This window comes from Bradyrhizobium sp. USDA 4506, from assembly GCF_054058795.1.
In genome coordinates, this window is sequence record NZ_JBSSBM010000002.1 from 3,540,737 (window position 1) to 3,567,073 (window position 26,337).

20 protein-coding genes and 1 pseudogene are annotated in these 26,337 nt (G+C 63.6%); 5 read left to right on the forward strand and 16 right to left on the reverse strand.

Annotation, left to right across the window (positions count from 1 at the left end; genetic code table 11):
- The first annotated feature begins 63 nt into the window (after positions 1-63).
- Positions 64-1,737, forward strand: coding sequence for a protein kinase domain-containing protein (locus ACVIHF_RS18965; protein ID WP_253608190.1), 1,674 nt, complete (start codon positions 64-66; stop codon positions 1,735-1,737).
- Between the two features lie 162 nt (positions 1,738-1,899).
- Here the strand turns inward: ACVIHF_RS18965 and ACVIHF_RS18970 are convergent, their stop codons facing one another.
- The 4 genes from ACVIHF_RS18970 to ACVIHF_RS18985 all read right to left on the reverse strand — a co-directional run bounded on the left by ACVIHF_RS18970 (position 1,900) and on the right by ACVIHF_RS18985 (position 5,530).
- Positions 1,900-2,526: a hypothetical protein gene (locus ACVIHF_RS18970; protein WP_253608189.1), complete on the reverse strand. Its 627-nt coding sequence runs from the start codon at positions 2,524-2,526 to the stop codon at positions 1,900-1,902.
- Positions 2,523-3,017 carry a c-type cytochrome gene (locus ACVIHF_RS18975; RefSeq protein ID WP_035631104.1) on the reverse strand — a complete coding sequence of 165 codons (495 nt, stop codon included), beginning with the start codon at positions 3,015-3,017 and terminating at the stop codon, positions 2,523-2,525. Before ACVIHF_RS18975 ends, ACVIHF_RS18970 begins: the two co-directional genes overlap by 4 nt.
- Positions 3,018-3,151: 134 nt before the next feature.
- Complete coding sequence (locus tag ACVIHF_RS18980) at positions 3,152-4,924, reverse strand: PQQ-dependent dehydrogenase, methanol/ethanol family (protein ID WP_129965109.1); 1,773 nt, start codon at positions 4,922-4,924, stop codon at positions 3,152-3,154.
- Between the two features lie 135 nt (positions 4,925-5,059).
- Complete coding sequence (locus ACVIHF_RS18985; RefSeq protein WP_307720401.1) at positions 5,060-5,530, reverse strand: copper chaperone PCu(A)C; 471 nt, start codon at positions 5,528-5,530, stop codon at positions 5,060-5,062.
- Positions 5,531-5,658: 128 nt separating this feature from the next.
- Here ACVIHF_RS18985 and ACVIHF_RS18990 point away from each other — a divergent pair, with 128 nt between their 5' ends.
- The gene (locus ACVIHF_RS18990; protein WP_456792417.1) at positions 5,659-6,654 is read left to right on the forward strand and encodes a phosphotransferase; all 996 of its coding nucleotides are present in this window, start codon (positions 5,659-5,661) and stop codon (positions 6,652-6,654) included.
- Positions 6,655-6,702: 48 nt separating this feature from the next.
- On the opposite strand, the gene ACVIHF_RS18995 is transcribed toward ACVIHF_RS18990, so the two are convergent.
- The 3 genes from ACVIHF_RS18995 to ACVIHF_RS19005 form a co-directional block, all read right to left on the reverse strand.
- The gene (locus tag ACVIHF_RS18995; RefSeq protein ID WP_229158945.1) at positions 6,703-6,885 is read right to left on the reverse strand and encodes a hypothetical protein; all 183 of its coding nucleotides are present in this window, start codon (positions 6,883-6,885) and stop codon (positions 6,703-6,705) included.
- An 88-nt stretch (positions 6,886-6,973) separates the two neighbouring features.
- Positions 6,974-7,429, reverse strand: a complete 456-nt coding sequence (locus tag ACVIHF_RS19000) for a cupin domain-containing protein (protein WP_253608187.1) — start codon at positions 7,427-7,429, stop codon at positions 6,974-6,976.
- Between the two features lie 88 nt (positions 7,430-7,517).
- Entirely contained in the window at positions 7,518-8,075 is a 558-nt protein-coding gene (locus ACVIHF_RS19005; protein ID WP_253608186.1) for a zinc-dependent metalloprotease, read from the reverse strand.
- Between the two features lie 621 nt (positions 8,076-8,696).
- On the opposite strand from ACVIHF_RS19005, the gene ACVIHF_RS19010 reads away from it, so the two are divergent.
- Entirely contained in the window at positions 8,697-10,535 is a 1,839-nt protein-coding gene (locus ACVIHF_RS19010; protein ID WP_253608185.1) for a caspase family protein, read from the forward strand.
- 202 nt (positions 10,536-10,737) lie between these two features.
- On the opposite strand, the gene ACVIHF_RS19015 is transcribed toward ACVIHF_RS19010, so the two are convergent.
- The 3 genes from ACVIHF_RS19015 to ACVIHF_RS19025 form a co-directional block, all read right to left on the reverse strand.
- Complete coding sequence (locus tag ACVIHF_RS19015; RefSeq protein WP_253608184.1) at positions 10,738-11,385, reverse strand: DUF4384 domain-containing protein; 648 nt, start codon at positions 11,383-11,385, stop codon at positions 10,738-10,740.
- 20 nt (positions 11,386-11,405) lie between these two features.
- Entirely contained in the window at positions 11,406-13,184 is a 1,779-nt protein-coding gene (locus ACVIHF_RS19020; RefSeq protein WP_253609989.1) for a caspase family protein, read from the reverse strand.
- Positions 13,185-13,323: 139 nt separating this feature from the next.
- Complete coding sequence (locus ACVIHF_RS19025) at positions 13,324-15,048, reverse strand: NHL repeat-containing protein (RefSeq protein ID WP_253608183.1); 1,725 nt, start codon at positions 15,046-15,048, stop codon at positions 13,324-13,326.
- Positions 15,049-15,204: 156 nt separating this feature from the next.
- On the opposite strand from ACVIHF_RS19025, the gene ACVIHF_RS19030 reads away from it, so the two are divergent.
- Both ACVIHF_RS19030 and ACVIHF_RS19035 read left to right on the forward strand, forming a co-directional pair.
- A complete protein-coding gene (locus ACVIHF_RS19030; RefSeq protein WP_253608182.1) occupies positions 15,205-15,501 on the forward strand; it encodes a hypothetical protein in 297 nt (98 codons plus the stop codon).
- Positions 15,502-15,589: 88 nt separating this feature from the next.
- Positions 15,590-16,570, forward strand: a complete 981-nt coding sequence (locus ACVIHF_RS19035; protein WP_253608177.1) for a DUF4424 domain-containing protein — start codon at positions 15,590-15,592, stop codon at positions 16,568-16,570.
- Positions 16,571-16,578: 8 nt separating this feature from the next.
- Here the strand turns inward: ACVIHF_RS19035 and ACVIHF_RS19040 are convergent, their stop codons facing one another.
- The 6 genes and pseudogenes from ACVIHF_RS19040 to tssK all read right to left on the reverse strand — a co-directional run bounded on the left by ACVIHF_RS19040 (position 16,579) and on the right by tssK (position 26,318).
- Positions 16,579-18,384, reverse strand: a complete 1,806-nt coding sequence (locus ACVIHF_RS19040) for a serine/threonine-protein kinase (protein ID WP_253608175.1) — start codon at positions 18,382-18,384, stop codon at positions 16,579-16,581.
- A complete protein-coding gene (locus ACVIHF_RS19045) occupies positions 18,381-19,157 on the reverse strand; it encodes a PP2C family protein-serine/threonine phosphatase (protein ID WP_253608172.1) in 777 nt (258 codons plus the stop codon). Before ACVIHF_RS19045 ends, ACVIHF_RS19040 begins: the two co-directional genes overlap by 4 nt.
- A gap of 6 nt (positions 19,158-19,163) precedes the next feature.
- On the reverse strand, positions 19,164-19,865 hold the full coding sequence (gene tagF, locus ACVIHF_RS19050; protein WP_456792418.1) for a type VI secretion system-associated protein TagF: 702 nt from the start codon (positions 19,863-19,865) through the stop codon (positions 19,164-19,166).
- Positions 19,862-23,415, reverse strand: a pseudogene (gene tssM, locus ACVIHF_RS19055) (type VI secretion system membrane subunit TssM). Before tssM ends, tagF begins: the two are co-directional and overlap by 4 nt.
- 45 nt (positions 23,416-23,460) lie before the next feature.
- Positions 23,461-24,696 carry a type VI secretion system protein TssL, long form gene (tssL, locus tag ACVIHF_RS19060; RefSeq protein WP_256558703.1) on the reverse strand — a complete coding sequence of 412 codons (1,236 nt, stop codon included), beginning with the start codon at positions 24,694-24,696 and terminating at the stop codon, positions 23,461-23,463.
- A gap of 284 nt (positions 24,697-24,980) precedes the next feature.
- Positions 24,981-26,318 (reverse strand): type VI secretion system baseplate subunit TssK, encoded by a 1,338-nt coding sequence (gene tssK / locus ACVIHF_RS19065; protein WP_028335406.1) that lies wholly within the window; start codon positions 26,316-26,318, stop codon positions 24,981-24,983.
- Positions 26,319-26,337 lie beyond the last annotated feature (19 nt).

The window sequence follows — 26,337 nt, forward strand, 5'->3', positions numbered from 1 at the left end:
GGACTCCGCTCCGCAACATGACGGGGCCCGGACGTGGCGAACGGTTCGCAACGGGACTTGGGGGTGCGCGTCGGCTTTGCCAGCGAGACCGGCAAGCGCGCCGCCAATGAGGACTATGTCGCGGCCTGCTTGGGCCAGCCGGGCACGCTGCATCGCGATGTGGTCGCCGCGGTCGCCGACGGCGTCGGCGGCCACAAGGGCGGGCGCGAGGCCGCGGAGGTTGCGGTCCGCAGCTTCATCGACGCCTATTATTCGTTGCCCGAGACGCTCGGTGTCCGCCGCCGCGCCGCGCGGGCGCTGGAAGCCGCCAACAGCTGGATCCACGGCCAGGGCCGCGTCGATGCCGCGCGCAGCGGCATGGCCTGCGCGTTCTCCTCGATCATCCTGTCACGGCGGCAATGCCATGTGATCCATATCGGCGACACCCGTGCCTATCGCCTGAGCGACGGCCGGCTGGAACGCCTGACGCAGGACCATATCGCCGGCCGCGGCGACCTCGCCCACATGCTGAGCCGCGCCATCGGTTTCGAGGAGTTCGCCCGCTTCGACTACACGTCCCTCGGGCTCCGGCAACATGATCGCCTGCTGATCTGCAGCGACGGGGTTCACGGCGCGCTCGGCGATTTGCGTCTCCAGCAATTGCTGGAGGAACGCACGCCGCCCGACGAGTCCGCGCGCAGCATCGTCGACGCCGCCCTCGCGGCCGGCAGCAGCGACAACACGACCGCGCTGGTGCTCGACGTCGTCGACCTGCCGCCGGCGGACCGCGACGACCTTACCCACGCGATCGCGACGCTGCCGATCCTCGATTTGCCGGTGACCGGCGATACGATCGACGATTTCAGCCTCGGCGACGTCTTGTCCGACGGACGCTACAGCCGCCTGTTCAAGGCGATCGACAAGCGCGCCGGCCGCGACGTGGTGCTGAAGTTTCCCCATCCACGGGTCGCGAGCGAAGGCTCCTACCGCCTCGCCTTCGTGCGCGAGGCCTGGGTCGCCGCGCGCGTGCGCAGCCTCTGGATCGGCGAGATCATCGAGGTGCCGGCGGAGCGGCAGACCAGGCTCTATTCGGCGATGCCGCTCTACGAGGGCGAAACACTGGAGCAACGGCTTGGTCGCGCGCCGCGGCTGTCGCTCACCGACGGCATCGCGATCGCAACCAAGCTGGTGCGTGCGGTCACCGCGCTGCACCGCGCCGGCATCATCCATCGCGACATCAAGCCGGACAACGTGATCCTGCTGAAGGACGGCGGGTTGCGCCTTGTCGATCTCGGCGTCGCGCGGGTGCCGCTCTTGGAGGATTTTCCCGCCGAGGACATTCCGGGCACCGCGAGCTACATGGCGCCCGAACTGTTCGGCGGCAAGGCCGGCGACGAGGCCTCCGACCTGTTCGCGCTCGGCGTCACGGTCTACCGCATGTTCACGGCGAACTATCCGTTCGGCGAGATCGAGCCGTTCTCGCGGCCGCGCTTCGGCAAGCCCGCGCCGCTGTCGCGCTACCGGCCGGATCTGCCGGCCTGGCTCGACGCGGTGATCGGCAAGGCGCTCAGCGTCGACCCGGCACAACGCTTCGGCGATGCCATCGAATTCGCGCACGAACTGGAAAACGGCGCGACCTGGGCCGGCCCCGCCGTCACCACCCGCAAATCGCTGCACGACCGCGATCCCGTGACCTTCTGGAAGGTGCTGTGCGCGATCCTGGCCCTGATCGTCGTGGTGCTGCTGGCTCGGCATTAGAGTAGCTCCGTCATGCCCGGCCTTGTGCCGGGCATCCACGTCTTCGCTGCAATCGCGTAAGAAAAGACGTGGATGGCCGGGACAAGCCCGGCCATGACGAAAAGAAAGAGAGTCATTTTAGATCAGTTAGGCAGCTGAAATTTGGCTATTTCAGTTTGCAGCTCAGGACCCGGCGCGGCGGATCGTGATGCGGGTCTCGTCGGTCATGTCCTTGAGCTCCTTGTTCGGCTCGCGGTAGAGATGGCGCTCGATCTCGACCGTGCGGCCGTCGATCGTCTTGGTGCATTTCTCGTCGACAAATACGCCGCCGACCTCCTGCTTGTCGGCGCCCGGCTGTGCCTTGGAACAGGTCCAGCCGTCCTCGCCATAGCGCGACCTCGCCTGCAGGCCGAGCAGGAAGGCCTTCTTGCGCAGATAGAGCCGCGCCTTCGGATCGGTCTCGATCATCAGCGCCGCGATCTTGGCGTCCTTGTCGATCATGACGGTGAGGATCGCGGGATGGCCGCCGACCATGGTGCCTTCCCGCCCACTCTCGCGATCGTACTCGAAGCGGATGCCGCGCAGCTGGTCCGGTCCGGCCTGGCAAGCCTGCCATTGCGCCCAGTCAGCCAATCTGTGGGTCTTCTCGCCGATGCAAGTCAGGTTGATGTAGCCCGCGTCCGGCACGCTGCTGATCGCCATTCCGACGCTGATGTCGCGCAGGTCTCCCGCGGTCGCCATCGCCGGCACCGCTGCCGTGACGGTGACAGCGAAGACCAAGCCACGGATTGCCGATCCTTGCTTGCTCATGGCTTTGCCTTCTCGCTCTGATCGGACGGCGCGGCGGCGTGGCCGGCCTCCTTGTAGATGTTGCAGACCCGCGAGCCATCGCCGAAGAACGCGATGCATTCATCGTAGGTCGGCTCGCCCTTGCCCTTGACGCGGGCGAGCACGTAGTCGGCGACGGCCTCGATCTCGTTCGGCCGCAGGAACACATTCGCTTCGGGCGGCATGCGGTCCGCGACGTCCTGCCGGGTCATCTCGTAGCATTTCGTGGTGTCGTAGGAGCCGCGCACGAAGAACGGCATGCCGGTGCCCGGCCGGCCGCACGTCACGGTCTCGATGATCTGCTCGCGGGTCAGCTCGGTCTTGCGCAGCGACAGCGCGTCGCCGCCATAGCCGCCGCCGCCATTGCCGTGCCATTTGTGGCAGCCGACGCAATTGCCGCGCTTGAACACCGCCTTGCCCGCATCGGTCGGATCGCTCGCCGACTGCGCTTGCGCGGTACCGATAAATCCCATCACCAGCGCGCAGCCGAGCCACGCGCCAACCAGCGATATTTTTTTCATTTGTCTTGTTTCTTGTCTTTTTTCTTGTCTTTCTCGGCCAAATCGACGCGGGAGGCCTCGGTGAGAGGCCTCCCGCGCTTGCGACGTCAAAGGGCGAACACGTAGAGCATCGAGCCCGGCTGCATCCGCTTCAGCTCGGGCGTGGCATCGATGAACCACTTGTCCCAGGCACCGCCGAGGCCGACCAGGATCGCGACATACTGCTTGCCGTCCACCGAGAACGTCATCGGAGGCGCATTGACGCCGCCGCCGGTGTTGAACTGCCAGAGCTGCTGCAGCGATTTCGCGTCGTAGGCGATCACCTCGCCGGACGGCTGTCCGGAGAACACGAGGTCGGGCGTCGCCAGGATGCCGCCGAGGTTCGGGAATTCGGTCTCCGCCTTCCCTGCCACCTTGCCGGTGGTAACGTCGATCGCGGTGACGCTGCCGGTGATCTTGACCGGCTGGCTCGGTCCGCCGCCCGTGAAGAACTCACGCTTCTTCAACTTGTCCGGCGTCGTCTCCTCGACCGTGATCCGGTTGCAGCTCTCGATCACCGGGATGTACCAGAGCTTCAGGTTCGGATTGTACGCGGTCGGCGGCCAGTTCTTGCCGCCCATGTTGCCGGGGCAGATGTCCGTCACCTTGTTGGTCCGGCTTGGCGTCACCGCCGCGTTGTAGCGCTGCACGCCCTGCTTCGGATCATACTCCACCGGCTTGCCGGATTCGGGGTCGAGACCCTTGGTCCAGGTCACCTTCTTGACGAACGGCAGACCCCAGATGAACTTGCCGCTGTTGCGGTCGATCGCATAGGCAAAGCCGTTGCGGTCGGCCTCGAGCGCGAGCTTCTGCGTCGTGTTGTTCGGACCGGGGACGTCGACCAGCACGTTCTCCGCCACGCTATCATAGTCGTAGGGATCGTTCGGCGTGTGCTGGTAGTGCCATTTGATCTTGCCGGTGTCGGCATCGAGACCAAGCGAGGAGTCGGTGTAGAGGTTGTCGCCGGGCCGGTACTCGTTGTCCCAGTCCGGTCCGGGATTGCCGACGCCCCAGACGATGGTGTTGGTCGAGGGGTCGAAGCTGCCGGTGACCCAGGTCGATCCGCCGCCGCTCGCCTTGGCGTCCTTGTCGTCCTTCCAGGTCTCGTGACCCGCCTCGTCCTTGCCCGGGATGGTGTGGGTGCGCCACACTTCCTTCTGGCTCTTCAGGTCGGTCGCCGCGATCCAGCCGCGAATGCCGTATTCGGCGCCGGCCACGCCCGTGATCGCCATGTCCTTGACGATCAGCGGTGCGCCGGTGATCACCTCGCCCTTGTCGGGATCGGCGACCTGGCGCTGCCAGGCGACCTGCCCGGTCTCCTTGTTGGTCGCGATCAGGCGGCCGTCGAGCGTGTGCGAGACGACGAGGTTTCCCCACAATGCGACGCCGCGGTTGTCGACGCCGCAGCAGGCGACTGCACCGGCCCAGTCATGGTCGGTCTTCGGATCCATCTTCCAGAGCAGCACGCCTTTGCCGCCATGCGCATCGATCTTGTAGACCGAACCCCAGCCGTCGGTGACATACATGAAGCCGTTCTCGACGATCGGCGTCCCCTCCAGGCCGCCATGCGACCAGATTCCGCCGCCCTCGACGCCGCCGAGATGCATGGTCCAGGCGACCTTGAGATTCTTGACGTTGTCCTTGTTGATATCGGCCAGCGACGAGAAGCGCGTCGCCGAATAGTTCTTGTGGTGGTGCAGCCAGTTGCCTGCTTCCTTGTCAGCATTGAGCAGACGGTCCTGGCCGACATCGTCGGCGAGCGCGAAAGAGCCCGCGAACGTCGCTGCGGATGCTACTGCCGCGGCGAGCATATGCGACTTTACCCAATTCAACCTTGTCATGAGTTCATTTCCTCCGGATCTAGCATTCTTCATTGATCGAACCGCCCGTCACACACGGGCGATCACGCGAGAAGCCTTGAGTCCCGGCGCATGGCTGTGCACCACCCGCCGTCTTGTTGAGTCATTTCTGTGAGGTCACTTCTGGACCTGTACCTCCGTCTCGATGGTGCCTGCTTTCTGAAAAACGATCGCGCATTTGAACGTCTCGCCCGGCGTGAGCGCCTGACGCATCTGCAGCAGCATGACGTGATAACCGTCACGCTTCAGCTCGAGCATTGCCTTTGCCGGTACTGGTATATTGGATATCGAGCGCATCGCCGGTGCGCCCTCGCCGCGATCCACAGTATGACGCTCGGAAAAATTCGCAACCGGGCAGCGGACACGAAGCAGCGCATCGGCGCTGTCGGCCTCGTTCTTGATCGTCATCGTCAAGGGAAGGTCCCCGCCCGCTTTGTCGACCGCCGGCACGCGCGCGTCCACAATCTGCAAGGACTCGTTCGCGGCGGCGTTATGCATCACTCCGAACGTGCTGATCAGGCAGAATAATGGCAACGCGATCCATGATCGGCACGCAACGGCGCAATGCAACTCCCGCTCGAACGACATCAAGTTCTCTCCCAACATGATTTTTGCAGCATTGTTTCATGCTTCGTCGTGCGCTGCCAGCAATAGATCGCGAACGCTGCATTAACGCGATTTTGGGCACGCATAGCGGCCATGCTAGCTTCTTGCGCATGAGTGCTCTCGATAAACTTCCGCCGGCACAGCGCGACGCAGCACATGCCGCACTGCGTCAGGTGATCGGCACCGCGGCGACCGACGCGGTCACATCGGTCTCGGGCGGCGCAACGTCGGCGCAATTGTTCCGGATCGATGCAGGCGGCGAGAATTATTTGCTCCGAATCGAAGGAATGCCGAGCCCGCTGCGCAATCCGTTTCAGTATGTGTCGCTCAGGATCGCCGCCGAGGCCAGCATCGCGCCGCGACTCCATTATGTCGACGAGGCCTCGCGCGTCGCGGTGATGGATTTTGTGCAGCGGCAGCCGCTCGGCCGCTATCCCGGCGGCCTGCCGGCGCTGGCGAAGGCGCTCGGCGAATTGCTGGCGCGCCTGCAGGCGACGCCGACCTTTCCCGCTTTCGTGCGCTACCCCGACATCGTGGCCCGGCTCTGGGCCCATGTCGGCCGCACCGGCCTGTTCGCGCCCGGCGTGCTTGAGCGCTGCAACGAGCACCTCGCGCGCATCCGCGCGGCCTATGCCTGGGATGAGGCCAACTCGGTGTCGAGCCACAACGACTCGCTCCCCGCCAACATCCTGTTCGACGGCAACAGGCTCTGGATGATCGACTGGGAATCCGCCTATCGCACCGATCCGCTGGTCGACCTCGCGATTGTCGGCGACAGCCTGGCGCGGACGCCGGAGCTGGAAAGCATTTTGCATCGTGCCTGGCTCGGCCGCCGGCTCGACGAGGCGCGGCGCGCACGGCTCGCACATGTCCGCGCGCTCACCCGGCTCTACTATGCCGGCGTGCTGCTCAGCGCATCCGCGACGGCGCCGCGCACCGTACCCGATACGAGCCTTGCGGCACCGACGCTTGCCGAGCTCGCAGAGGCCACACGCGCCGGCCGGCTCAAGGCCGGCACGCCGGCGGCCAAGCATGTGCTGGGCAAGATGTTCGTCGCCGCGTTCCTGACCGAAATCGCGACGCCCGGCTTCGATCTTTCGGTCTGACGTTCACCCCGGCGGATTGAACGTCGACGGAAAGAACTGCAGCGCAGCTCACTGCGGCACCGGGTGCAGCCTTGCGAGCTGGTCGAGCGACAATTCGGCCTCGCGATCGCTCAGGGGAAAACGCACGATCACGTCCTGACGCGCCAGCTGGCCCCACAGCGCATCCGACGACCATTTCTGCGGCTCGGGTCCGCGCGGACCGTCGACCCAGATGAAATACCATTCCGGCATGGACGCGACCAAAGCTCCTCGCCGGAACATTGGTCCTTCGCCGGCCAATCCGCAACGCCCGATTTCGTGCGCGGCGCGACAGGTGGGGCTATTCGTACGGCGTGCCGTCCTTGTGCAGGAAGCGGCCGTCGGAGCTCGGGCTCATCATGTCGATGTCGGAGCAGGTGATGACGTCGGCGCGCGAGCGCGAGCCGACCTCGAGATAGGTCGCCGTCATCTGCGACCTGTTGATCAGATGATGCCCGTTGCCGGAGTTTTTCGGGAACGCCGCGCAATCGCCGGCCCGCAGCACCGTCTCGCCGCCGTCCTCCACCAGAACCACCTCGCCCGCGAGCACATAGACGAACTCGTCCTCATCCGAATGCCAGTGGCGCTGGCTCGACCAGTTGCCGGGCGGCAGCCGCATCAGGTTGACGCCGAAGTCGGCGAGCCCGCCGGCATCACCGAGACGCTGTCGCACCCGCTCGGCGCACGGCGCGGCGAACTCCGCCGGATAGCCGGTCCCCTTGCGCTCCGGCACGTTTGCAAGGTCGACCTTGGGCATGGCGTCTCTCCGGCGGTTGGCGGGCGAACGAGCGATCGGGCCGACTGCAATTGGTTTCATGGAAGGCGGCAGCGAGGAGGTTCCGCGGTCAGCCGCCAAATCGCTTCACCAGTTTTGAACCTTTGGCCGTGCTGATCTGCTGACCGGTCAAATCGCTTCCCACGCTCAATCCCTTCGTCATCAAGTTGCTGCGCAGGGCGGCCTGCTTCTCATCGGCGTAATCTACGTCGACGTGGTCGAGACTCATCAAATGCCCAAGTTCATGAGCCCACGCGCGTCCGTTGGCAAAGTCATTGCCATACCATTGGACAAAGCTTGCCGGCTCGGGATCGCTATGAAGATACGAGCCGCCACCGGCCGAGAGATTGACTATCGGATTGACGAGATAGATGTGGACCGCATTGTCGGGAGCATGCCGGAAACTGAGAACATCCAGCACGCGCTGGTCATTGTTGCGCGCGCTCTTCGCCATATCGAGCGGTTTATCTTCCACGTAATCATTGATCACGAACCCGATCTTGGCCTTCGCCCAGATCTTATTGACCACATCCAGTGCCTTCTTGGCGGCCTCGCCACTCCATTTTTGCGGCTCGGCGACACCTTTCTCGGCAAATGGCGTAATGTAGATTTTCAGTGGAATAGACATGTGCGTCTCCAGAGATTTCGACGACACCTGCGGTGGGCGTCCACACGTCGACGTCCGGATCCCGAGGACGCAGATTTCGATTCTTTCGGGACTCGCACGTCTCAGCTCGAACGGATCGGCGTTGCTTCCAGATAGACGCAGTTCGCGCTCCTATGGAAGAGGCCCGAGGCTGCGACAAACGGCCGAGACGAACGGGCTGAACCCTGTCGACGCCACCGAGACTAACGACGCGGCCGTCACACGCTGACGATCCGGCACGAGCATCGCTTGAGCATGCGAGTTCAATTCCGAGATCACTATCGAGAGATGGAACTTCGCTTGGCGAAGCCCAGGCGGATGCCGGCACTGCCAGCCATTCCGGCGCTAACGATAAAAGACAGATATTTCAATATCTTACAGGTCAATTGACATTTGTTCGGCCGTGCACCACCGGCCCTACACGCTTCGGTGTATCCTTGAACAATCTCGCTGCCCCGGACGACAACATCAGGAATGGATTGGACTCAAGTTTGTTCTCTACGGAGGTATGCCGGCGCCCGTAACGCTTGACGCAGTGGAGTTTGCGCGCGGCCACCTTCGATAAAGCTGCCGTTGTTTCGAGCCGATTTTTGGACGTTCGCCATGCGCTACACGCTCCTCCGAGTTCTTGTTGTTCTTGCTGCTTCGGTTCTCCTGGCGTCTCAGCCAGCCTGGGCAACGAAGCGAGTGGCTTTGGTGGTCGGCAATTCGAACTATCAAAATGCGCCATTACTTCCGAATCCTGCCAATGATGCCACCGCTATCGCCGCGACCTTGAAGGGCGCCGGGTTCGATTTGGTGGAGTCTCGGCTGAACCTGACCTCGAGCGACATGCGGCGGGCACTGAGGGATTTCGCCGATCAAGCTCGCGATGCAGACATCGCCATCGTCTACTATGCAGGTCACGGAATCGAGATCGACGGGACGAATTATCTGATCCCGACGGATGCCAGACTTGAACGCGACACCGATATCTATGACGAGGCCTTCTCGCTCGATCGTGTCCTGCTGGCCATCGAGCCCGCCAAGCAGCTCCGCGTCGTGATCGTTGATGCCTGCCGCAACAATCCTTTTGCCGACACCATGAAGCGAACCGTCGCTTCGCGCGCGATCAGCCGCGGGCTCGCCCGGGTAGAACCCGCCGTATCCAATACGCTGATCGCGTTTGCGGCGAAGGCCGGACTGACCGCGCTCGACGGCAACAGCACGAACAGTCCCTACGCGACGGCGCTGGTGAAATATATCGCAAAGCCTGGACTGGACCTGCGCAGGGCTTTCGGCTTCGTCCGCGATGATGTCTTGCAAGCGACCGGCAACCGGCAGGAGCCTTACGTTTACGGCTCACTGGGCGGTGAGGACGTTGCGCTCGTGCCAAAGGCAGAAGGGCCGGCGCCGCCGGCGGTTAACGCCTCGTCGGAGATCCGTCGCGACTACGAATTGGCCCTGCAGGTCGGCAATAAGGCCGCCATGAGCGCGTTCCTCGCCCAGCATCCCGACGGCTATTATGCAAATCTGGCCAAGCTTCAGCTCAACCAGATCGACGCGGAGGACGCGCGCGTTACCGCCACCAGGAAAGCGCAGGAAGCGGAGCAGCAGAAGGCGCGGCTTGCGTCCGAAGGTGCCCAGCGAGCGGAGCAGGAAAAGGCGGCCGCAGAATTCAAGGCCGCGGAGGATGCCCGTATCGCGGCAGAAAGAACAAAGCAGGCGGCGCAGGACCAAGCTGCTGAGGCTGAACGGAAGCGGACCGCATCCCAAACCTCAACGGTCGCCATGCTTTCCGCGAACGGACCCGCGCCCGACAGCGCCAAGCCGGATAATATTGCAACCGCTACCCCATCGCAGAATAGCGAGGGCGCGAAGGTTGCCGCCCTGAACACGGCGCCGCCGCAGGAAGATCTTGCCAAATCGGTGCAGAGCGAATTGAGCCGGGTTGGTTGTTTCACAGGCTCCATCGACGGTGAGTGGAACGCGGCCTCGCGTCGCTCCCTGACCTTGTTCAACCGGCACGCCGGAACCAAATTTGACGTCAAGCTTGCAAGCCTCGATGCGCTCGATGCGATCAAGCTGAAGCCGGCCCGGGTTTGCCCGCTGATCTGCGAACATGGCTACAAGGCCGACGGCGACCAGTGCCGCAAGATCACCTGCGCCGAGGGCTCGTTCCTGAACGAGGATAACGAATGCGAGAAGCGGCGCGGGAAAAAGCCGGTGGCGAAGCGCAACACGGATGAGCGGCCGTCGCGCGCCGATCGTCCGGTCCGTGAGAGGCCCGAGCCGCAAGCCGACGTTCCCCGACGACAGGCGACGGCCAGACCCTCTGGTGGCAGCGGCCAGATCGTGTGTGATGCTTATCTATGCCGCCCGGTCCGTCGCGGGTGTCATCTCGATTACCGTGGCGGCGGAGGTCCCGGCGGCGGTACCGGCAATGTTGAGGTCTGCAACTAGGACGGCATGCAAGGCGGCACGCTCGAGATCGGGCCGCCGTCTCCTCCCCGCAATCGGCAATGCCGGGGGCAAGGGAGCCAAACCGCGGGGCCCTGCACGCAAGACGCCGGACAGCAGCTTCGGCCACAAGAATATTCACCACATGATCGCGCGGGACGGTCTCCTCGACCGCCCGGGCAGCCTGAGCAATGCGATCGCTGACCTACTTGATGGAGTATGATTTGATGTCGAACGACCAATTGTTCGGCAACAGTCTTCCGCCGCCGCTGTCCGGTATCCGCAGCTGACTGGTCCAATCCGACAGATAGCTCAACGTGTCGGCCGGCCCCTGAAGCTTGCGCTGAATGTCCGGCAAATCGAGCAATTGCACACGTCGCTCGCTCAGGATCGCAACGATCACGGCGGACCCGGCCGGCGGCGCGACGACATATTCAAATCCACGTTGCTGTGCCGCCGGGGTCGGAACGATGAATTGGACGCCAGGCTTGACAAGATTCATGTCGGGTCCGACCGACTGCGCCAATAGCTCGGCAGTCGGGAAGATCTGGCTCATCCGCCCTTCCGCATCAACATCCACCAGCATCAGATAGCCGGGCTTCCTGGCGGTTACGCCGAATGACACCTTGCCGCCAATGTTGACGGTTGGACCCGGCAGGATTTCAAGCGCCACGCCGGCGGCATTTGCCGGGCCGCGCGGGGTCTGTACGCGCCAGAGCAACGGAGCGTTCGTCGCTCCTGCCGATGGAGCGGCCGATGGCGGCGGCGTCGCCCACGCGGCCCCGCTTCCTGCCAGCAGCAGCGCGATCGCGAACCAGGATTGCTTGCGGGAAACCAGTTTCGCTGGCGACATGACCGGCTGTCACAGCTTCGTCAGGGAACGCTGAAAAAGCCGATTGACGCGATCCGCGCGTCCGCCGGCAGGTAGCGCTCCAGACTCTTGATCACCTGCCCCGAGGCACGGCGCCGGTTGAGCTGCATCAGGACCGTCTCCAGATCCACCATCCGCTGCTGCGAGGTTACCGCGACGATCTGCTCGGCGCCGAACGGCTCGCCTACCCGAAGCGGCAGCCGCAGATTTGCTGACCGAGCCATCGCGGCATCGGAACCCACCGGATACAGCATTTGGATGGTTCCATCACCGGACACGTTGAATAGCAGCACCGCCCGCGAACCGACGTCGGACAATTCGACCTCGACGGTCTGTCCGCTGCGCTGCTGTCGATCATCCGGCCAAATACGCATCAGCTGCGGCGATTGCGTCGCCATGCGCTTCAGCTCGCGAATTGCCGCGGTTCGGTTGACCACCGTCGTCAAGCCGCCAACGTCGACGCCATAGGCGACCACGTCGCCCCAGGCGATCACGTCATGGGACACGGGGTCCCAGATCAGGTCGGGATTATCAGTCGGTTGAACGGCCTGCACGCTGGCGTCCTGCGGCTTGACGCTGGTGAAATAGCTCATCTTGCCGTCAAGCGCTGCCAAGCGGATCGGCGTGGTGAGGCGGAAGGGCGGCAGTGCGGCACTGGGCGCGGCTGGGGCGGTCGCAGCGGCACTGGTTGGAGCGGTTTGCGACTTGGCCGTAACGGCCGGCGGCGCAGGGGTCTGCTTCTCGGCGGACGCGACGGTAGCGACCTGGCCGGAGGCAGCTCTCGCCGCCGTCCCCTGGATCAGCACCACGCCGCGGGTCAGTTCGAACGCGACCTCGGTTTCCGGCATCTGTGCCGGCGACGATACCGTCACGATATTCTGGCGCTGGTCGGACAGTTGATAGACCACCTGCCGAACATTGCTGAAAAGCTCTTTCAGGGTCACCTTGCCATCATGATTGATGTCCGCGTTGCCCTCCACGGCGCGCGCAACGGCATAACTCAGGGCGCCGCGCAGGCCGTCGATCCCGGGAATCCGCACTTCCGGCGCCTTGGTGTGCCGATCGACCGCGGCGATGAACGCGGTGTGGTCGAGATCGAGTTCGGACTTCGGGTCGTCGCTGCTCGACACCGGCTTCAATTCATCGACCAGCAGCGTGTAGCGGGGCACCTGCCGAAAACTCATCTCAGCCGCCCGCGGATCGATATCGCGCACCATTCCGCCGCCATGGCAGGTATCCGCGACGAAAATCACCCTTGCGCCGCGCAATTCGAACTGCCGGATGAAATGGTTGAATTCGCTTCCCAGAATGCGCTCGACAGATCCTGCCGGCGTGGTCGCGAATTCAGGCAGCAGGAACACGTTCTCCATTCCGTCCGGTTCCGAGCCCTTGATCCGCTCCGGCTCCTGCGTGCCGTGACCTGCGATCGACAGGAAGACGAGATCGTTGCTCTTGGTCCGCTCCACCAGTGAGCTGATTTCGCGCAGCACGCTCGCCCTGTCCGCCTGTGCATTGGTCAGCTCGACCACATCGCTGACACCCATGGTTCTCAAGCTGGACACGATGTCATTGGCGTCGGCGACCGCGCCCTTCAACTTGCGTACATGCTGGTAGTCGTCGATGCCGATGACGAGGGCCCGGAGCGCCGCACCGTCGGGATTGCTTATCGACAGTTCACCCGCCGCATGCGCGCGCTGGAGTGGCAGGCCGATCAACGCGGCGAGCAGGATGGCGGCACACAGCCAACCGGTCCTTCGATCAAAGCCCCTGAGCGTTCGCATCGCGATCCACCTCGATATCAAGCAGGTCCGCCCTGGAACCGCACCGGTAAGACAGAAAGGCAAATGCCGTCCGGACCTCCGGAAACCAGCGCGCAGGCGGTGATCCATGTTCATCTGTAGCCTTGGCAAGACTTCAGGTTCAGCGCCGTTTGTTCGCCGTCTTGCGGCCTGTCGGCGCCTCGGTCTCCTGATAGGCGTTCGCGGAAACGGTCGTCTGATCGTCTGCGAACGCCCGAAAGCGGACCGGAACGTAACCGCGCGCAAGCAGGCTCGCGAGCGGGTAGACGTTGCGGCAGACCCGACCGTTGCAGCCACCCGTCGAGGATTCCATGACCTCGGCCTTGCGATCCGGGGTGAACCGCAGGAACAACATCACGTGGGAACCCGGTTTGTTCAGGGCGTCACCAGGCTTGAGGTCCCAGGGATTGGTCACGGGCGCGGCGATCGCGGGGATGGCGGCGGTCGTGTAGTGGACGGAAAGTCCCCACGTGGCACTGACGAACGCCGAACAGTCGACACCGGCCACATCCGGCCGTGGCTCGTTACGGGTGCAGACATTGCCCGCCAGGGTCCCGCTGTCGATCCGCTGCCGGAAATTCGCAAGCGAACCGTGGCAGCCCCAGCAATAGGGCACGCCGCGCACTTCCTGGTTTACCTTGCCCTGCAGATACCACGGCCGGCGAATACGACTGAAACCGGAGCATTGGCTGTCGGGATCGCTACCGTAGTTCGCCGGTGTCAGCTTCCATTGAATGCCCTCAAAGGCGAAGGCCGTCTCGATCGCCTGCTGGCGATTGGACGGCCGCACAGCGGCGGTCGCATTGAACTTGATATCCGGCTGCGCCGCCGCCGGCGCGGCAGCCGTGCGCGACGGCCTGACGTCAATGACGGATACCTTCCCCAGGGGGCGGAAGCCGACACCGACCACCTCGACACCATCCGGCTTGGTGCGCAGAAAATAGACGTCGCCGTCGCCCGAGACGGTGACGAACCGCCGGGTCACGGGCGTATTCTCCAGCGGCAGCTCGTAGATGCCCTCAAGGCGTCCGTTCGCGGCATAGCGTGCGACGAAGGTGGAGGCATTCTTGCCCGACGGAGGAATGTCCTCGGCCAGCACGTAGAAGCGGTCGCTGTTGTCGATCTCGAGAAACTCCACGGTGCCGAGCTGGTTGCGGACGCGCAGGCCGAGCTGACCGATGGTCTCGTTGGAGACCATGGTCTGGATTTCGACCCGAACGCCGGCATTGCCCTTGTCGGGAATGATATCGGCGATCACCGATCCCTTGCTGCGCGAGGCGATATATTGCCGGTCGGGCTGTCGCGTCGTCCTCACGATGGCCGCGCGCGTATTCTGATCCAGCAAGTCGGTGGGGCTGCTCAGCGCCTGCGAGCCCATCTGTGCGAAGGCCGAAATGGCGACCTGGTCGTCCGTTCCGCGGGATGAGACTTCCTCCAACTGGATCACGTCTCCGCCAAGCCCGCGTGTGGACTGTCCTGCTGCCGCCTTCAGCATCCGCACGCCGCCGTCCCAAACCATGATGTCGTCGTTATGGACGACGAGGTCGGTGGGCTGCACATCGCCAGGCATCTTCAGGATATCGGGAGCCGTGTTCGGTTGTTTCGGGTCGAACTGCAGAATGCGGCCATTGATCTGATCGAGCACAAACAGGTTTCCCTGTCCGTCAGCGCTGAGCGCTTGCGGGCCCGCGAGTTCGACGTCCTGGCTGGCCGCGACGATCCCCACCATGGATGCAGCCGAACCGCCGGCAAAGCTTCGCACGACCGCGTCGTCGGCCCTAGCCCCGGTGGCAGCTATGGCCGCGCCGACGATAGAGAGCCAGATCCAGCTAGATCGACGAAGCATATCCGCCTCAATGTAACCGAACCGAATGCGGCGTCAGTCCGACTAATCCAAGACTGCCTAATCCAAGACTGCGCGAGTGCAGCGTCAATTAGTGGCGAGCAACCCCGATCCCGTTCAACTCTTTCACTGGACGGTGATAGTCCGAACTCCTTCAGCTTGCAGTGCAAAATCATGGCCAGAAACAGATTTGAGCAAGTCAGTGAAATCCAGCCCGACGCGATTACTCTGGTTTTGAGACGCGACAATGCCGGCGCCTCCGGGTCAATCGTGTTGCCGGCCGCCGCAAGCGGGGGACGCCTGAGCAGCGACCAGGTCAGCGCCCATATGCCGGCCCAGGATGCCTTTCGCGGCGCAATCCGTCTCGCCAATGACATGAAGCTCGCGATCGTGGTTTGCGACCCCGATGGCGTCTGGAAACCGGAATGGGGCGACCTTTACCAGGCGATCGATTGACCCACACGGGCAGACGCTGGGGCGCCGCATGGAGGCCGGCATGGCAAATGGAGCGTTAAGCGGGCAGTCGTTGAGGTCGCGAGCCTTGATGATCGCCCTGTTGGCCGCAACCGGCTGGCCTGCGCGGGCGAACGATTCGGCGGCCGAATTGTCCATCGGCGGGCTGCAATTCGTCCGCACCAAGGACGTGGCCATGGCGAGCGAGGAGCTTCGTATCGGGCTGGACCGGGTCAGCGTTCGCTACCAATTCGTCAACCAGACGAGCAAGCCGGTTGCACTCACGGTCGCCTTTCCGCTGCCCGACATCGACCTGTCCGAAGCCGAGAGCATTGCGCTTCCATCGAGCGATCCAGTCAACTTCGTCGCGTTCGAGACGAGGATCGACGGCAACCCGGTGCCGCTGGCCATCGACCAGCGCGCCATGGTCGGCAACAAGGATGTCACCGCCCTCCTCCGTCAGTTCAAGCTGCCTTTGCTGCCGCTCGGTGATCGGGAGATACGGGTGGCCGACCTGCCGGCGACAACCCGCACGAAGCTGATCGATGATGGCCTTCTGATGCCTGCCGGCATGAGCGACAACGGTCGCCAGCAATACACGCCCGGCTGGATAACCAGGACGTCGGCTGTTCGCGAGCAAGTGTTCCCAGCGGCGCGTACCGTCACGGTCGAACATCAATATCGCCCGAGCGTCGGCTCCAGCCCCGACACGGTCCTGCGCTCCGGTCTGCGTCACAGCGCGGCGCTAGGCCCGGAAGTCGAGCGATACCGGAGAGATTATTGCGTTACGGATGCCTTCCTTGCCGAATTGGACAAGCGCACAGGTGACAGCCAGGCTAACACCGCAAAGCTGCAGGAGCGGCGTATTTCCTACGTGCTCAAGACGGGTGCGAACTGGGCGGGTCCAATCCGGTCCTTCACGTTGACGATCGATCCGGGCGGCGACGACCGTCTGGTCAGTTTTTGTCCAGGGCGGCTCAAGCCGTCATCTGCCGACAACGCGCGGCAGTTCACGGCGAGCGACTTCAAGCCGGATGCCGACCTGAAGATCCTGATGATCGGCAAGTTCTGAACGGCAGCTCAATTGGTGAGCATCACATAGCGTCCAGCCGCGGTGATGGTCACGTTGCCGCGTTGAGCTTCGCTGGTTGCCTGCAGGAAGAATGTGTCGGCAGCCATCGGTCGCGGCTGGCGCAATGAATCCAGGACCCGCGGGGCTGCGACGGCCAACAGGAGTTGCGGACCGGTCGTACGCTCCATCGGCAGGGCAAAGGAAAGCGAGTCGACACCCGGCTTCAGGAGGTAGGACAAACTCCGCACCTCGCCGCGATCCGAGACCATGAGCAGTTCCACCACCCGGTTGGCAAAATTCTCGACGGTCCCATTGAGGGTCTCGCCGGCCTTCAGCTCCGTCGCCGACAGGTTGATGCGCGGCGCCCGCGCTTGATCGCTTCCGACCTGACTGAGGAATTTGACGGCCGGACATTGTGCCTGATTCACCTGCCTGACGCCGACCGAAGCCTCAAATCCCTGCTCCTTTCGAAACGCCTTGTCGAAGGTATCGAACGGGGCGGTCGAAGCGCCGAAGCCTTCAATGACGGCTGCGCTTGAGCTCACGGCAACAGGCAGGATGAAGAAGCAGTCGCCGCCCGCATACTGGGCAACATATTTGCGGATGCGCTCGGCTCGACCCGGCCCGTCGAGGGACGGAGACGGCGTCAACGTCGGCTGAGACGGCAGCTTCACCGGCTCCTGACGTGCCGGCGGTGGCGGAGCAGGCTCGCTCGTCGGCGCGGATGTCCCGGCGAGTTTCGGAGGCGGCGGCAAGGCCGCCAAGCCCGATGTCTTCCAGACAAATTTATAGAAGGTGTACCCACCGCCGCCCAGCAGAAGCAGCAGCCCCGCGACGCAAGCGCTGAGCCAGATGCGGCGAGAGTTCCGTGTGGTTGATGGCACCCGCTCCTGCCGCGCAGACGTCCCGGCTTCCGGCTTCCCCAATGGATCGAAGCCGTAGAGCGGTGCCGCGGACGGCTGCGCCGAACCCGCCGGCGTCCCGTTGGCGACCTCCGCCATGGTCGGGCGCAAGGCCGGGTCCGGCTGCAGCATCCTCTCGAGAAGCGGCCTGATGCGCATGTCCACTGCGCCGAGATCGGGCACGCGCCGACGCTTCTCGACCAGTTGAAACTGGCTCCCGCCCATATCGAGCTTCTGTCCGGTCAGGGCATGGAACAGCACGAGACCAAAGCTGTAGACGTCGGATTTCGCGGTGACATCATTGCCGTACAAGCCGACCTGTTCCGGCGACGCGTAATTGTCCTTGCCGGCGAAGCCGGAGCCGATGATGGTCTTGTCGCCCATCTGCGTCGATCGGGCGATCCCGAAGTCGATGATCTTCGCCCGCCTTACATCGTCGAGCGGCACGATGATGTTATCGGGGGAGACATCGCGATGGATAATGCCGTGCTCGTGAGCGGCCTGAAGGCCCGATGCGACCCGCCGCATCAATTTGATCAGCGCTTCGAAGGTCAGCGGCCCATCGTCGAGCATGTTCGACAGCGAGCGTCCGTTCACAAACTCCATCGCCAGATACGGGCGCTGCAGTGCGGGCTCGACCGTGAACAGGAAGTAGCGAACGATTGCTTCGTGCGGAAGATTGTGAAGCGCCGCCGCCTCCCGGCGGAACAGCGCAAGCGCCGCCTCGTTGTCGACCATGTCGGGGAGCAGCATCTTGACCGCGACGGGCGATCCGGTCTGGATCTCGCGGCATCGGTAGACCTCCCCCATGCCGCCTGCCCCGATCATCGCCTCGATCTCGTAAATGCCGTTGAGCCGGGTGCCGGCCGGCACACCGCGGTAGGATGACCGAAACGGATCGTTCGCGGTCATGGTCGCGGCTCCTGATCAAGCGGCGTCCTCGTCGGCTCTGAGGATCGTGGCGCGAGCAATCGCACGATCACGATCGTGACGTTGTCGAGTCCGCCGCGATCAAGTGCGAGCGCGAGCATGTCGTCGCAGGCGGTCTGGGCAAGGCGGGTGGCCGCGTGCTGCTCGATCTCGTCGTCCCGCACGTGCCGTGTCAAGCCGTCACTGCAAATCACGAAGATATCTTCCGGTTCGGCCGGACCGGTCACCACCTCGAGCTCGGGGTCGGCGACGACACCGACAGCACGGGTGATGGCATTGCTCGGCCAGTCCTGGACCTCTTCGCGCGACAGCGCGCCATCGGCGATCAGCTCCTCCAACTCGCTGTGATCGTGCGACACCTGTGTGATGCCGTGGCGGTTGATCAGGTACACCCGGCTGTCACCCGCCCAGATGCAGGCATAATGGCCGTCGCGCACCAGCAGGACTGCCGTCGTGGTCCCGACAATGGCACCCTGCCTTTCATGGCTGAGTGCCAGGATCTGCTGGTTGGCGCTGAACAGACGCGCCTCGCATTGCGCCAGCAGGTCCGCCGCGGAGTCCGGCGCGCCGATGGAATCAAGCGACTCCACCACGATGCGGCTGGCAAGATCGCCCGCCTCGTGACCGCCCATACCGTCAGCGACGGCCCACAGGCCGACGTCGGTTCTTACCAGGCACGCATCCTCGTTCCGCGCCCGCACCCGTCCGGCGTGAGTGACGCTACCGACATCGAACAAGGAGGGGACGTGTGCCATCGCGCGTCATCCCGTCCCGGATACTTCGCGGCCAACGTCGCCGGTCAGCAACGTGGAATAGCGAAACGGATCCGGCAATCCGCGGCAACACAGTGCGGTCGGCGAGAACCCTTCGCCCCCGGCGGTCCACCAGAAACTAGCCGCGGCATAGACTTGAGGGTTGGCGCCGCAGAGCGTGCCGAACGACTCGGCAAACCCATCGACCGTCGAAACCATTCTCAGCGTCGCATCACTCAGCGACACGACCGGCGGTCGATCGGTCCCCGGCGTCCGCAGACGGGGAAGCGCGAGACGATCCAGTGCATCGGAGATCTGCTCGAACGTCGCAGCCCGGTCCAGGGTCGAGAGCAGGAACGTCTCCACTTGCCCATACCACTCGTCCTGCGGGTCGATCTGCGGCGGCGACAGCGCGGCGTCACCATCCGGCACCGCATGCAGCGTCAACGGATAGTATCGCCCCACACCGTCGAGCGAGGGCATGATCGCTCCCGCGACGGTGGTGCCGCAGATCGCGGCGCCAAGCCAGAATCGCCAAATCGGCGCGGTCAGGAACGCTTCCTGCCAGCCGGCGCCGAGTTGATGGCGGCTTGCGGAGATGGCGGCCTGCACCCACGGCTCCCAGACTTCGAGGAAGCTGCGCGGCGTCGCGATCGCGATGAAATCACGCTTCGCGCCGATCTTGCCGAATAAGCCGCATCGCATGGTCATATTCCGGTCGGGCAACGAAACTCGCGGAGCACTGACAGGTTTAGCGGATTGCGCAGCGATCCGGTCGAAATCTGATAGTTGAGCTCACGTCCGGCAACAATGAACGTTGCGCTGGCGGATTCCGCCTTGGCGACCAGCGAGCCGGCCTCCAGCATTCGGAACAATGACCAGGGGCCGATGCGCTCGAGTACGGACGGCGAGCCAGTCTCGTTGCTGACCGAAATTGCCGTCCGCGGCGATGGGCCGGGCCAGAGCACCGTCGTCGGTGAATTGCTCTGCGGCGGCGGCGGCGGAGGAGCGGGTTGCGGCGCACCAAACATGGAGGGAGCTGCGGCTGGTCCTGGTGTGGTTGGGCTCGTGATCGTCGTGCCGCCGATCTCGGTCTTGACTGTGATGCCGGGTCCGGCCGCGCGGCCGGCGGCCGGATCGCAAAGGACACCGCCGGCACACCGCCGCCAGTCTGGAAAAAGGCATCGCGGATATAGGCTGCGTTCTGGAACTGCTTTAGCGTATCGGGCGAGAACGATCGGCCGACGGGGCTCTCCTTCCGCCAGACCCATTCGGATCGCGACGTATCCGCATAAGGCGCCAGGAACTGAGTGAAGAACTTGTCCATGACACCGTTCGGGCTGAACAGTTTGGCAAAGTCCGCGAGCGGGACTTCCTGACCGCTGCTCCGTACGAACGGGTAGCGGTTGGTCACCGTCTGCTGACAGACCGGCGTGACCTGATCGCGCAACGACTGCAGGATCTGACCGGCCGTGGAGGCGGCGATGCTGCCTTCGAACTCCGCGGCCGCCGCCCGCAGCATATCGGAAAATGGTGGCGGCATACGCGAGGCATTGTTGCGCAGCGCCGCAACCTGGGTCTGAAGCCCCGCCGTTGCTTGCGCCGTCAGCTGCGGATTCTCGACCATCAGCGTCAGATTCTGCGCGATGTCGTTCAGGTTTGCGATCGTCGAGTCGATCGGCCGGCGGGTGCTCTCCCCTTCAAGCACTGCATGGTAGGGTTTGAACTGCGACTCGATCGCCGCACCGGGCGTACCATCCTGGGCGTTGTTGAACAGCGCCGGCGCGGTCACCGCGGGCGGCGCGGCCGGCGTGCCGCCGCTCGCCGGCTTCGGGCGTTCCTTGGTCAGCATCGTCTCATCGCGCACCGACTCCAGGATTTGCCGCATCGGCGAAGTCGGCGCCGAAAGCGCCCTCAGCACCTCGTATTTCGGCTTGTCCGCGAGCAATTTCTTCAGACGCAGACTGCCGAGCGCGGTCCGCCACGTCGTCACGAACTCATTGGAGTAGATGCTAAGCAGATCGCCAGCCAGATTGTCATACTGCTGGTCGATTGCCGATTGCTGGCCGGCGTCACCCAAGACCCACCGCTCCCGCTTCATGCGCTCCGACAATCCGGGCAGTCGAGCGATGAACTTCTGATTGAAGCCGTTGTAGGTGAAGAACTCGGGTACCCGCACGTTGTCCAGGGGCTGCCCAGTCGTGGTTTCGAAGACAACTGCCACGTCCGGACCGCCTCGGCGGCTGGCGATCCAGTCGCCGGCGGTCGATCCTCGAGCCTCCGACTTCAGGAACTCGTAGGCGCGTTGCGAGACGCTGAGGCGCGCCAATGAATTCTGGGCCTGCTTGATCAGCCGTCCGTCAAGCTCGACCAGCGGCGGCTGCTCGGTTTCGAGGTCGAACATGGCGACGAGATTTTCGTCGAGCAGACGCCGCCCTTCCGCATTGGTCGCGCCAGGATAGAGGTTGTCCGCCCAGTCGCGCTGCATCCAGGAACGGATGAGCTCGCGGTCCGGGGATTGCAGGCCGCCGAGCATCAGGTAGACCTTCAGCGCCTCATAGACGAAGGCAGGCTCGTTGATGCGCGCATTGAGCTGCTCTTCCAAACGGTACAGCAAGCGAGGCCTGAACATGCGCTCAAGCGCGGTGTGATAGGCTGCCTTCGCGGGCGACAACAGGCGCGCGTGCTGACTGAGCCCGTAGCGCGCCGACAGTGCGACCGGCTCATTCCGTGAGGCATAGCCGGCCGGGGCGTTCCGCAGCCGATAGAGCAGCGGCAGCACCTTGTCGAGATCGTGATCGGCGATCAGCGTTTGCTTGATGAGCGGCGCCCCGGCGGCCGCATACTCGTTGTCCGCCTGCAAACTCTGCTCGATCAGGTCGGAGTTGCGCTTGTAGCTGGTCAGCCACGCACCGACCAGTCCGATCGCCACCAAACCTATCAGCGACAGCGCCGCGGTCTTGAGGATCAAGGCGCGGCGCACCGCAGCGCGGTCGGTCGAGACCCAGTCGGCCTCGCCGATGATGACCTTCGAAATCAAATCGGCAAGGAAATAGCTCTTGCCGGTTCCGGAGTACGATCCGGCACCGACTTCCTCCGCGCCGAACGTACGCGCCAACGATCCGATCAATTGATCGATCGGCGTGCCCTGCTGGGTGCCCGACGTGAAATAGAACCCACGCAGATTGGCATTCACGTGATACCGTGTCGGCTCAAAAATCTGGTTGAGGAAATCGTGTATCTGCGGCTTGAGCCGCGCCATCTGCGCCGGGAAGCCGAACAACTGCACCCGGTGCTGCGGCGTCGGCTCGTCCTGCAGACGGTCGAGCGTTTCCTCGCTCAGACGCTCCAGCAGGCGATCGAACTCGACCGGGACCTGTCCCACCAGATTCTGGGTCTTGTCGGCGGTCTGGAACGTGGCGCCCCAGACCTGGCGCCGGCCGGCCTCGCTGAGATAGGCGAAATATTCGGTGAAACCGGCAACGAGATCGGCCTTGGTGAACAGCGCGTAGACCGGGAAGCTCACTTTCAGCCTTTGATGCAGCTCGAGGAGCCGCATCCTGATGGCATCGGCATGAAGCGCGAGTTCCTGCTTCGGCAGCGTCAGCACGTCTTCCAGACTGATTGCGACGAGAACGCCGTTGATCGGCTGGCGCGACCGATTTTTTTTCAGGATGTCCAGGAAGGACAGCCAGCTTTCCTTGTCGGCCTTGCTGTTTGAATCCTGGGTCGTATAGCGACCGGCGGTATCGATCAGCACCGCTTCCTCGGTAAACCACCAATCGCAGTAGCGAGTCCCGCCGACCCCGGCGATCGCCGCCGGCGTCGCCCCGCGCGCGAGCGGAAACTTGAGCCCCGAATTGACCAGCGCAGTGGTCTTTCCCGCACCTGGCGGACCGATAATGACGTACCAGGGTAGATCGTAGAGATATCCGGACTTGTTGCCGCTCGCGGTCTTGAGCGTTGCGAGCGCATCCTTCATGCGCTCCTTGAGCACCGGCTCGTCGCTGACAGCCTGGTCCGCAGCGCTGACGCCGTCGGCGATCTCTTTGGCATTCTTGCGTCGCTTGAAGAAATGAAGGCCGGTGATGCCTGCCGCCGCCGCGCCGAGCAGCAGGATCGCGATCTGGCGAACGATGTGATTTTCCAACGGATGCCAGTCGCCGAAAGCAACGAAGGGACCGGCAAGGTAGATCACTGCTCCAAGCGAGCTGAGCCCGACTCCATAGAGAACGATGCGTAGAATGTCCTTGGCGAGCATATTGACCGGTACCTGTCGCTTATCGCGTGAGCTTCTGGCGTCCGCTTATTCGCTACGTTCGATGAAAATTTCGACCCGACGGTTTTTGGCACGTCCCTCGGGTGTCGAATTGCTGGCAATTGGTGAATCCGATCCCTTGCCGTCGACATCAACGCGCGAACCATCGGCCAGGCCGGGTTTCAGCGCGGCGGCAACCGCCTTGGCGCGCTCGACCGACAATTCGAAATTCGAGGGGAAACGCACGGTGCGGATCGGCGAGCTGTCGGTATGGCCAACCACCCGGATTCGTCCCGGCTCCTTGTCGAGCGTCGCGGCAACGCGGGCCGCGATCGGCTTGAAACCATCCAGGATGGTTGCCTGGCCCGAGGCAAACAATGCGAGATCGCACACCCTGATCACGATGAAGCTCGCGGTCTGATCCGCGGTCATGGCGCACGCCGTCTTCTCCTGCGCAAGCGCGTTGCGAATGCGCTGCAGCTGGGTGATGCGGTCCGGCGGTGGCGGCGGAGGCGGTGGTGGCGGCGGCGCAACGACGCGGCGCTTGAGCTCGATCGGATCGCCGGGATGCAGTGCCAGCGCGACTTGCGCAGCATTCTCGGCGCGGCCAGCCAGCAACGTTCGCAGAACGAAATAGGATCCGGTCAGCAGCGCGGCGACCACGGCCGCCACCAGCCAGACCGGAATGCGCAAGCGCTTCCGCCGACCGGCCAAGGCCTGTCCGCGCCAGTGCGGCGACAGATCGTTGGTCGGCTTGGGCCGAACCCGGCGTAGCGTTTCATAGAGGTTGCGCTGGATCATCTGGAGGTTCGCAAGTCCGCCCGGCGACGTCCGGTGGATGCCCTGGAATCCGAGCGCAAGGCAGGCGTGCTGAAGCTCGAGCACCGGATAGTTGACGAGCGGATCAGTCTTCAAATGGTCGAGAATCTCGAAGAAGCGTACGCCGCCCACGCGCTCGCCGAAGAACCGGCTGAGCATCGAGTATTGGGCCCAGACGTGCCGGTCGTCGGTCGGAATGTGCTGCACAATATCGTCGGCGGTCGCGCACAGGATATACTTTGCCGTATTGGCCTGGTGCTCGGAAATGCCCGCCGAGCGGATATCCTTTTCGAAGAACTTGATGGCGTCGGCGACCTGCTCCATCAGGCTCGCGAATGACGCCCGCATCAGCGCGACGCGCAGCCGGCCGAGCAACTGCAGCAAAGGGCCGCCGGCGCGCATTACCGGATTGGCGTTTGGCGCAACCAGATCGTCGACACGCAAGGGCGGTCCGGGCGGCAGCATCGGTTGCGGCGCCTGAGCCTGCGCCGGCGTCGAAATCCATTCCTCTGAGGGCTGGCTGGTCGGCGGGGCGGCGTAGCTTGCGCTCTGCGGTGTGGGAGAAAATGAGGGCGGCGAAGGGGCACCAGGCGAAGCCATGGGCGATGGTGAGTACGCTGGACGGCTGGCAGGTCCCTCGCCTGCCGGAGGTTGAGGGGCCGGAGCCGGCGGCATCTTCCCGCCGGGGTTCGGACGGATGATGGTCCGCTCACCCCGACCGAAAGGATTAACCGGCTTGTCCCTGTCGGTCATGGCCGCTCTTCCAGGATGGCCCAAAGGTACAACTCAAGCTCCGGCCAGTCGCCGGAAAAATGCATCCCGATCGAGGCCGCTGTGCTGAACTCGGGCCACAGCGGCGACTTGCGATCGAGATAGAAATAGACGTGGTCTGTGATGGCTCGGATGTGCGGTGGCGGCGTCGGCAGATGCACCAAGGTCAAACCCGGCAGGTTTGCGTGCACGATCTCGGTCATTTTCGTGTTGGGCCCGACCTTGAACAGATGCGGGAATTCATTCTGAATCTCCACGAGAGGTCGCCGCGCGGCGACCTCCAGCACCAAGGTCGCATTTCGGAACAACGCGCGATCGCGGATCGGCGATACAAATGCGTTCTGGGCGCGTTCGATGATCTCCAGACGAATCGCCCGCCTGCCCAGCCGCGCGCTCAGGAAATCCTGGATGTCGCGCACCAGGGGCGTGAAGACGTATTCGAGGTTGTCGTGATCGTATGCCGGGTAGTCACGTGCGCGTCGTTCGGTGGTCGCGAAGGTCGCAAGCTCACCGGCAAACCTCAGCAATTCCTCGTACAGCCGCTCGGGATGTACGCTGCCGGATCGCTTGAAATGAGTCAGCACCGGAATGGTCCGGTTCAGTACCTGCAGCACGAGATAATCGACGCTCTGCAAACCGCCGCCGGACGACGGATCGACTGCGTAGCGTGCAAGCTCGTCGAGCTTGGTCTCGACCCAGCCGATGATTCGATTGAGCCAGCCATCGACAACCGGATGCGCGGCGCAGACCAGCATCGGCGGCACAAACTTGTCGTCGAACAGGATATTCTTGTCGCGCACTTCGAGGATGCGAGCGATGCCGAGACCCATGTATCCCGGCTTGCTCGTCTTGCGCAGCTCGAACGACAGGCGTGGATAGACAACGTCGATCTCTTCTTCGATGCGCAGCGCCGAGGTTGAATCGATAAACGTTTCGGCAGTCCGAACGTAGCGACTTGCGCTGTCGGTGCGATCCTCATCCACCTCCCGCGTATTGGGCGCCGCGACCGGCATCATCAGCCAGACGATCTGGCCTGCGGCCGAATCCGGCACTTCGATGGCTTCCGGGATCGGGCTGTCGGCAGGAATATCGAACGGCGTTCCGTCCGGCATGACGCCGGTCGCACTGCGCACGGCGAATTTGCTCTGCTGGGTAAGATCGTTATCGATCTCGAGCTGGGCAAAGCCCCAGGGATACGGTGTCGTGTAACGAACGCGCTTTTCCAGCAGATGCTCGAGATAGCGATCGTTCTGCTGCAAATGATGCGGTCGCAGGAACAGGCCTTCCGACCAGAAAACTTTGCTGTACCAGGACATTCCTACATCCACTTGGCAA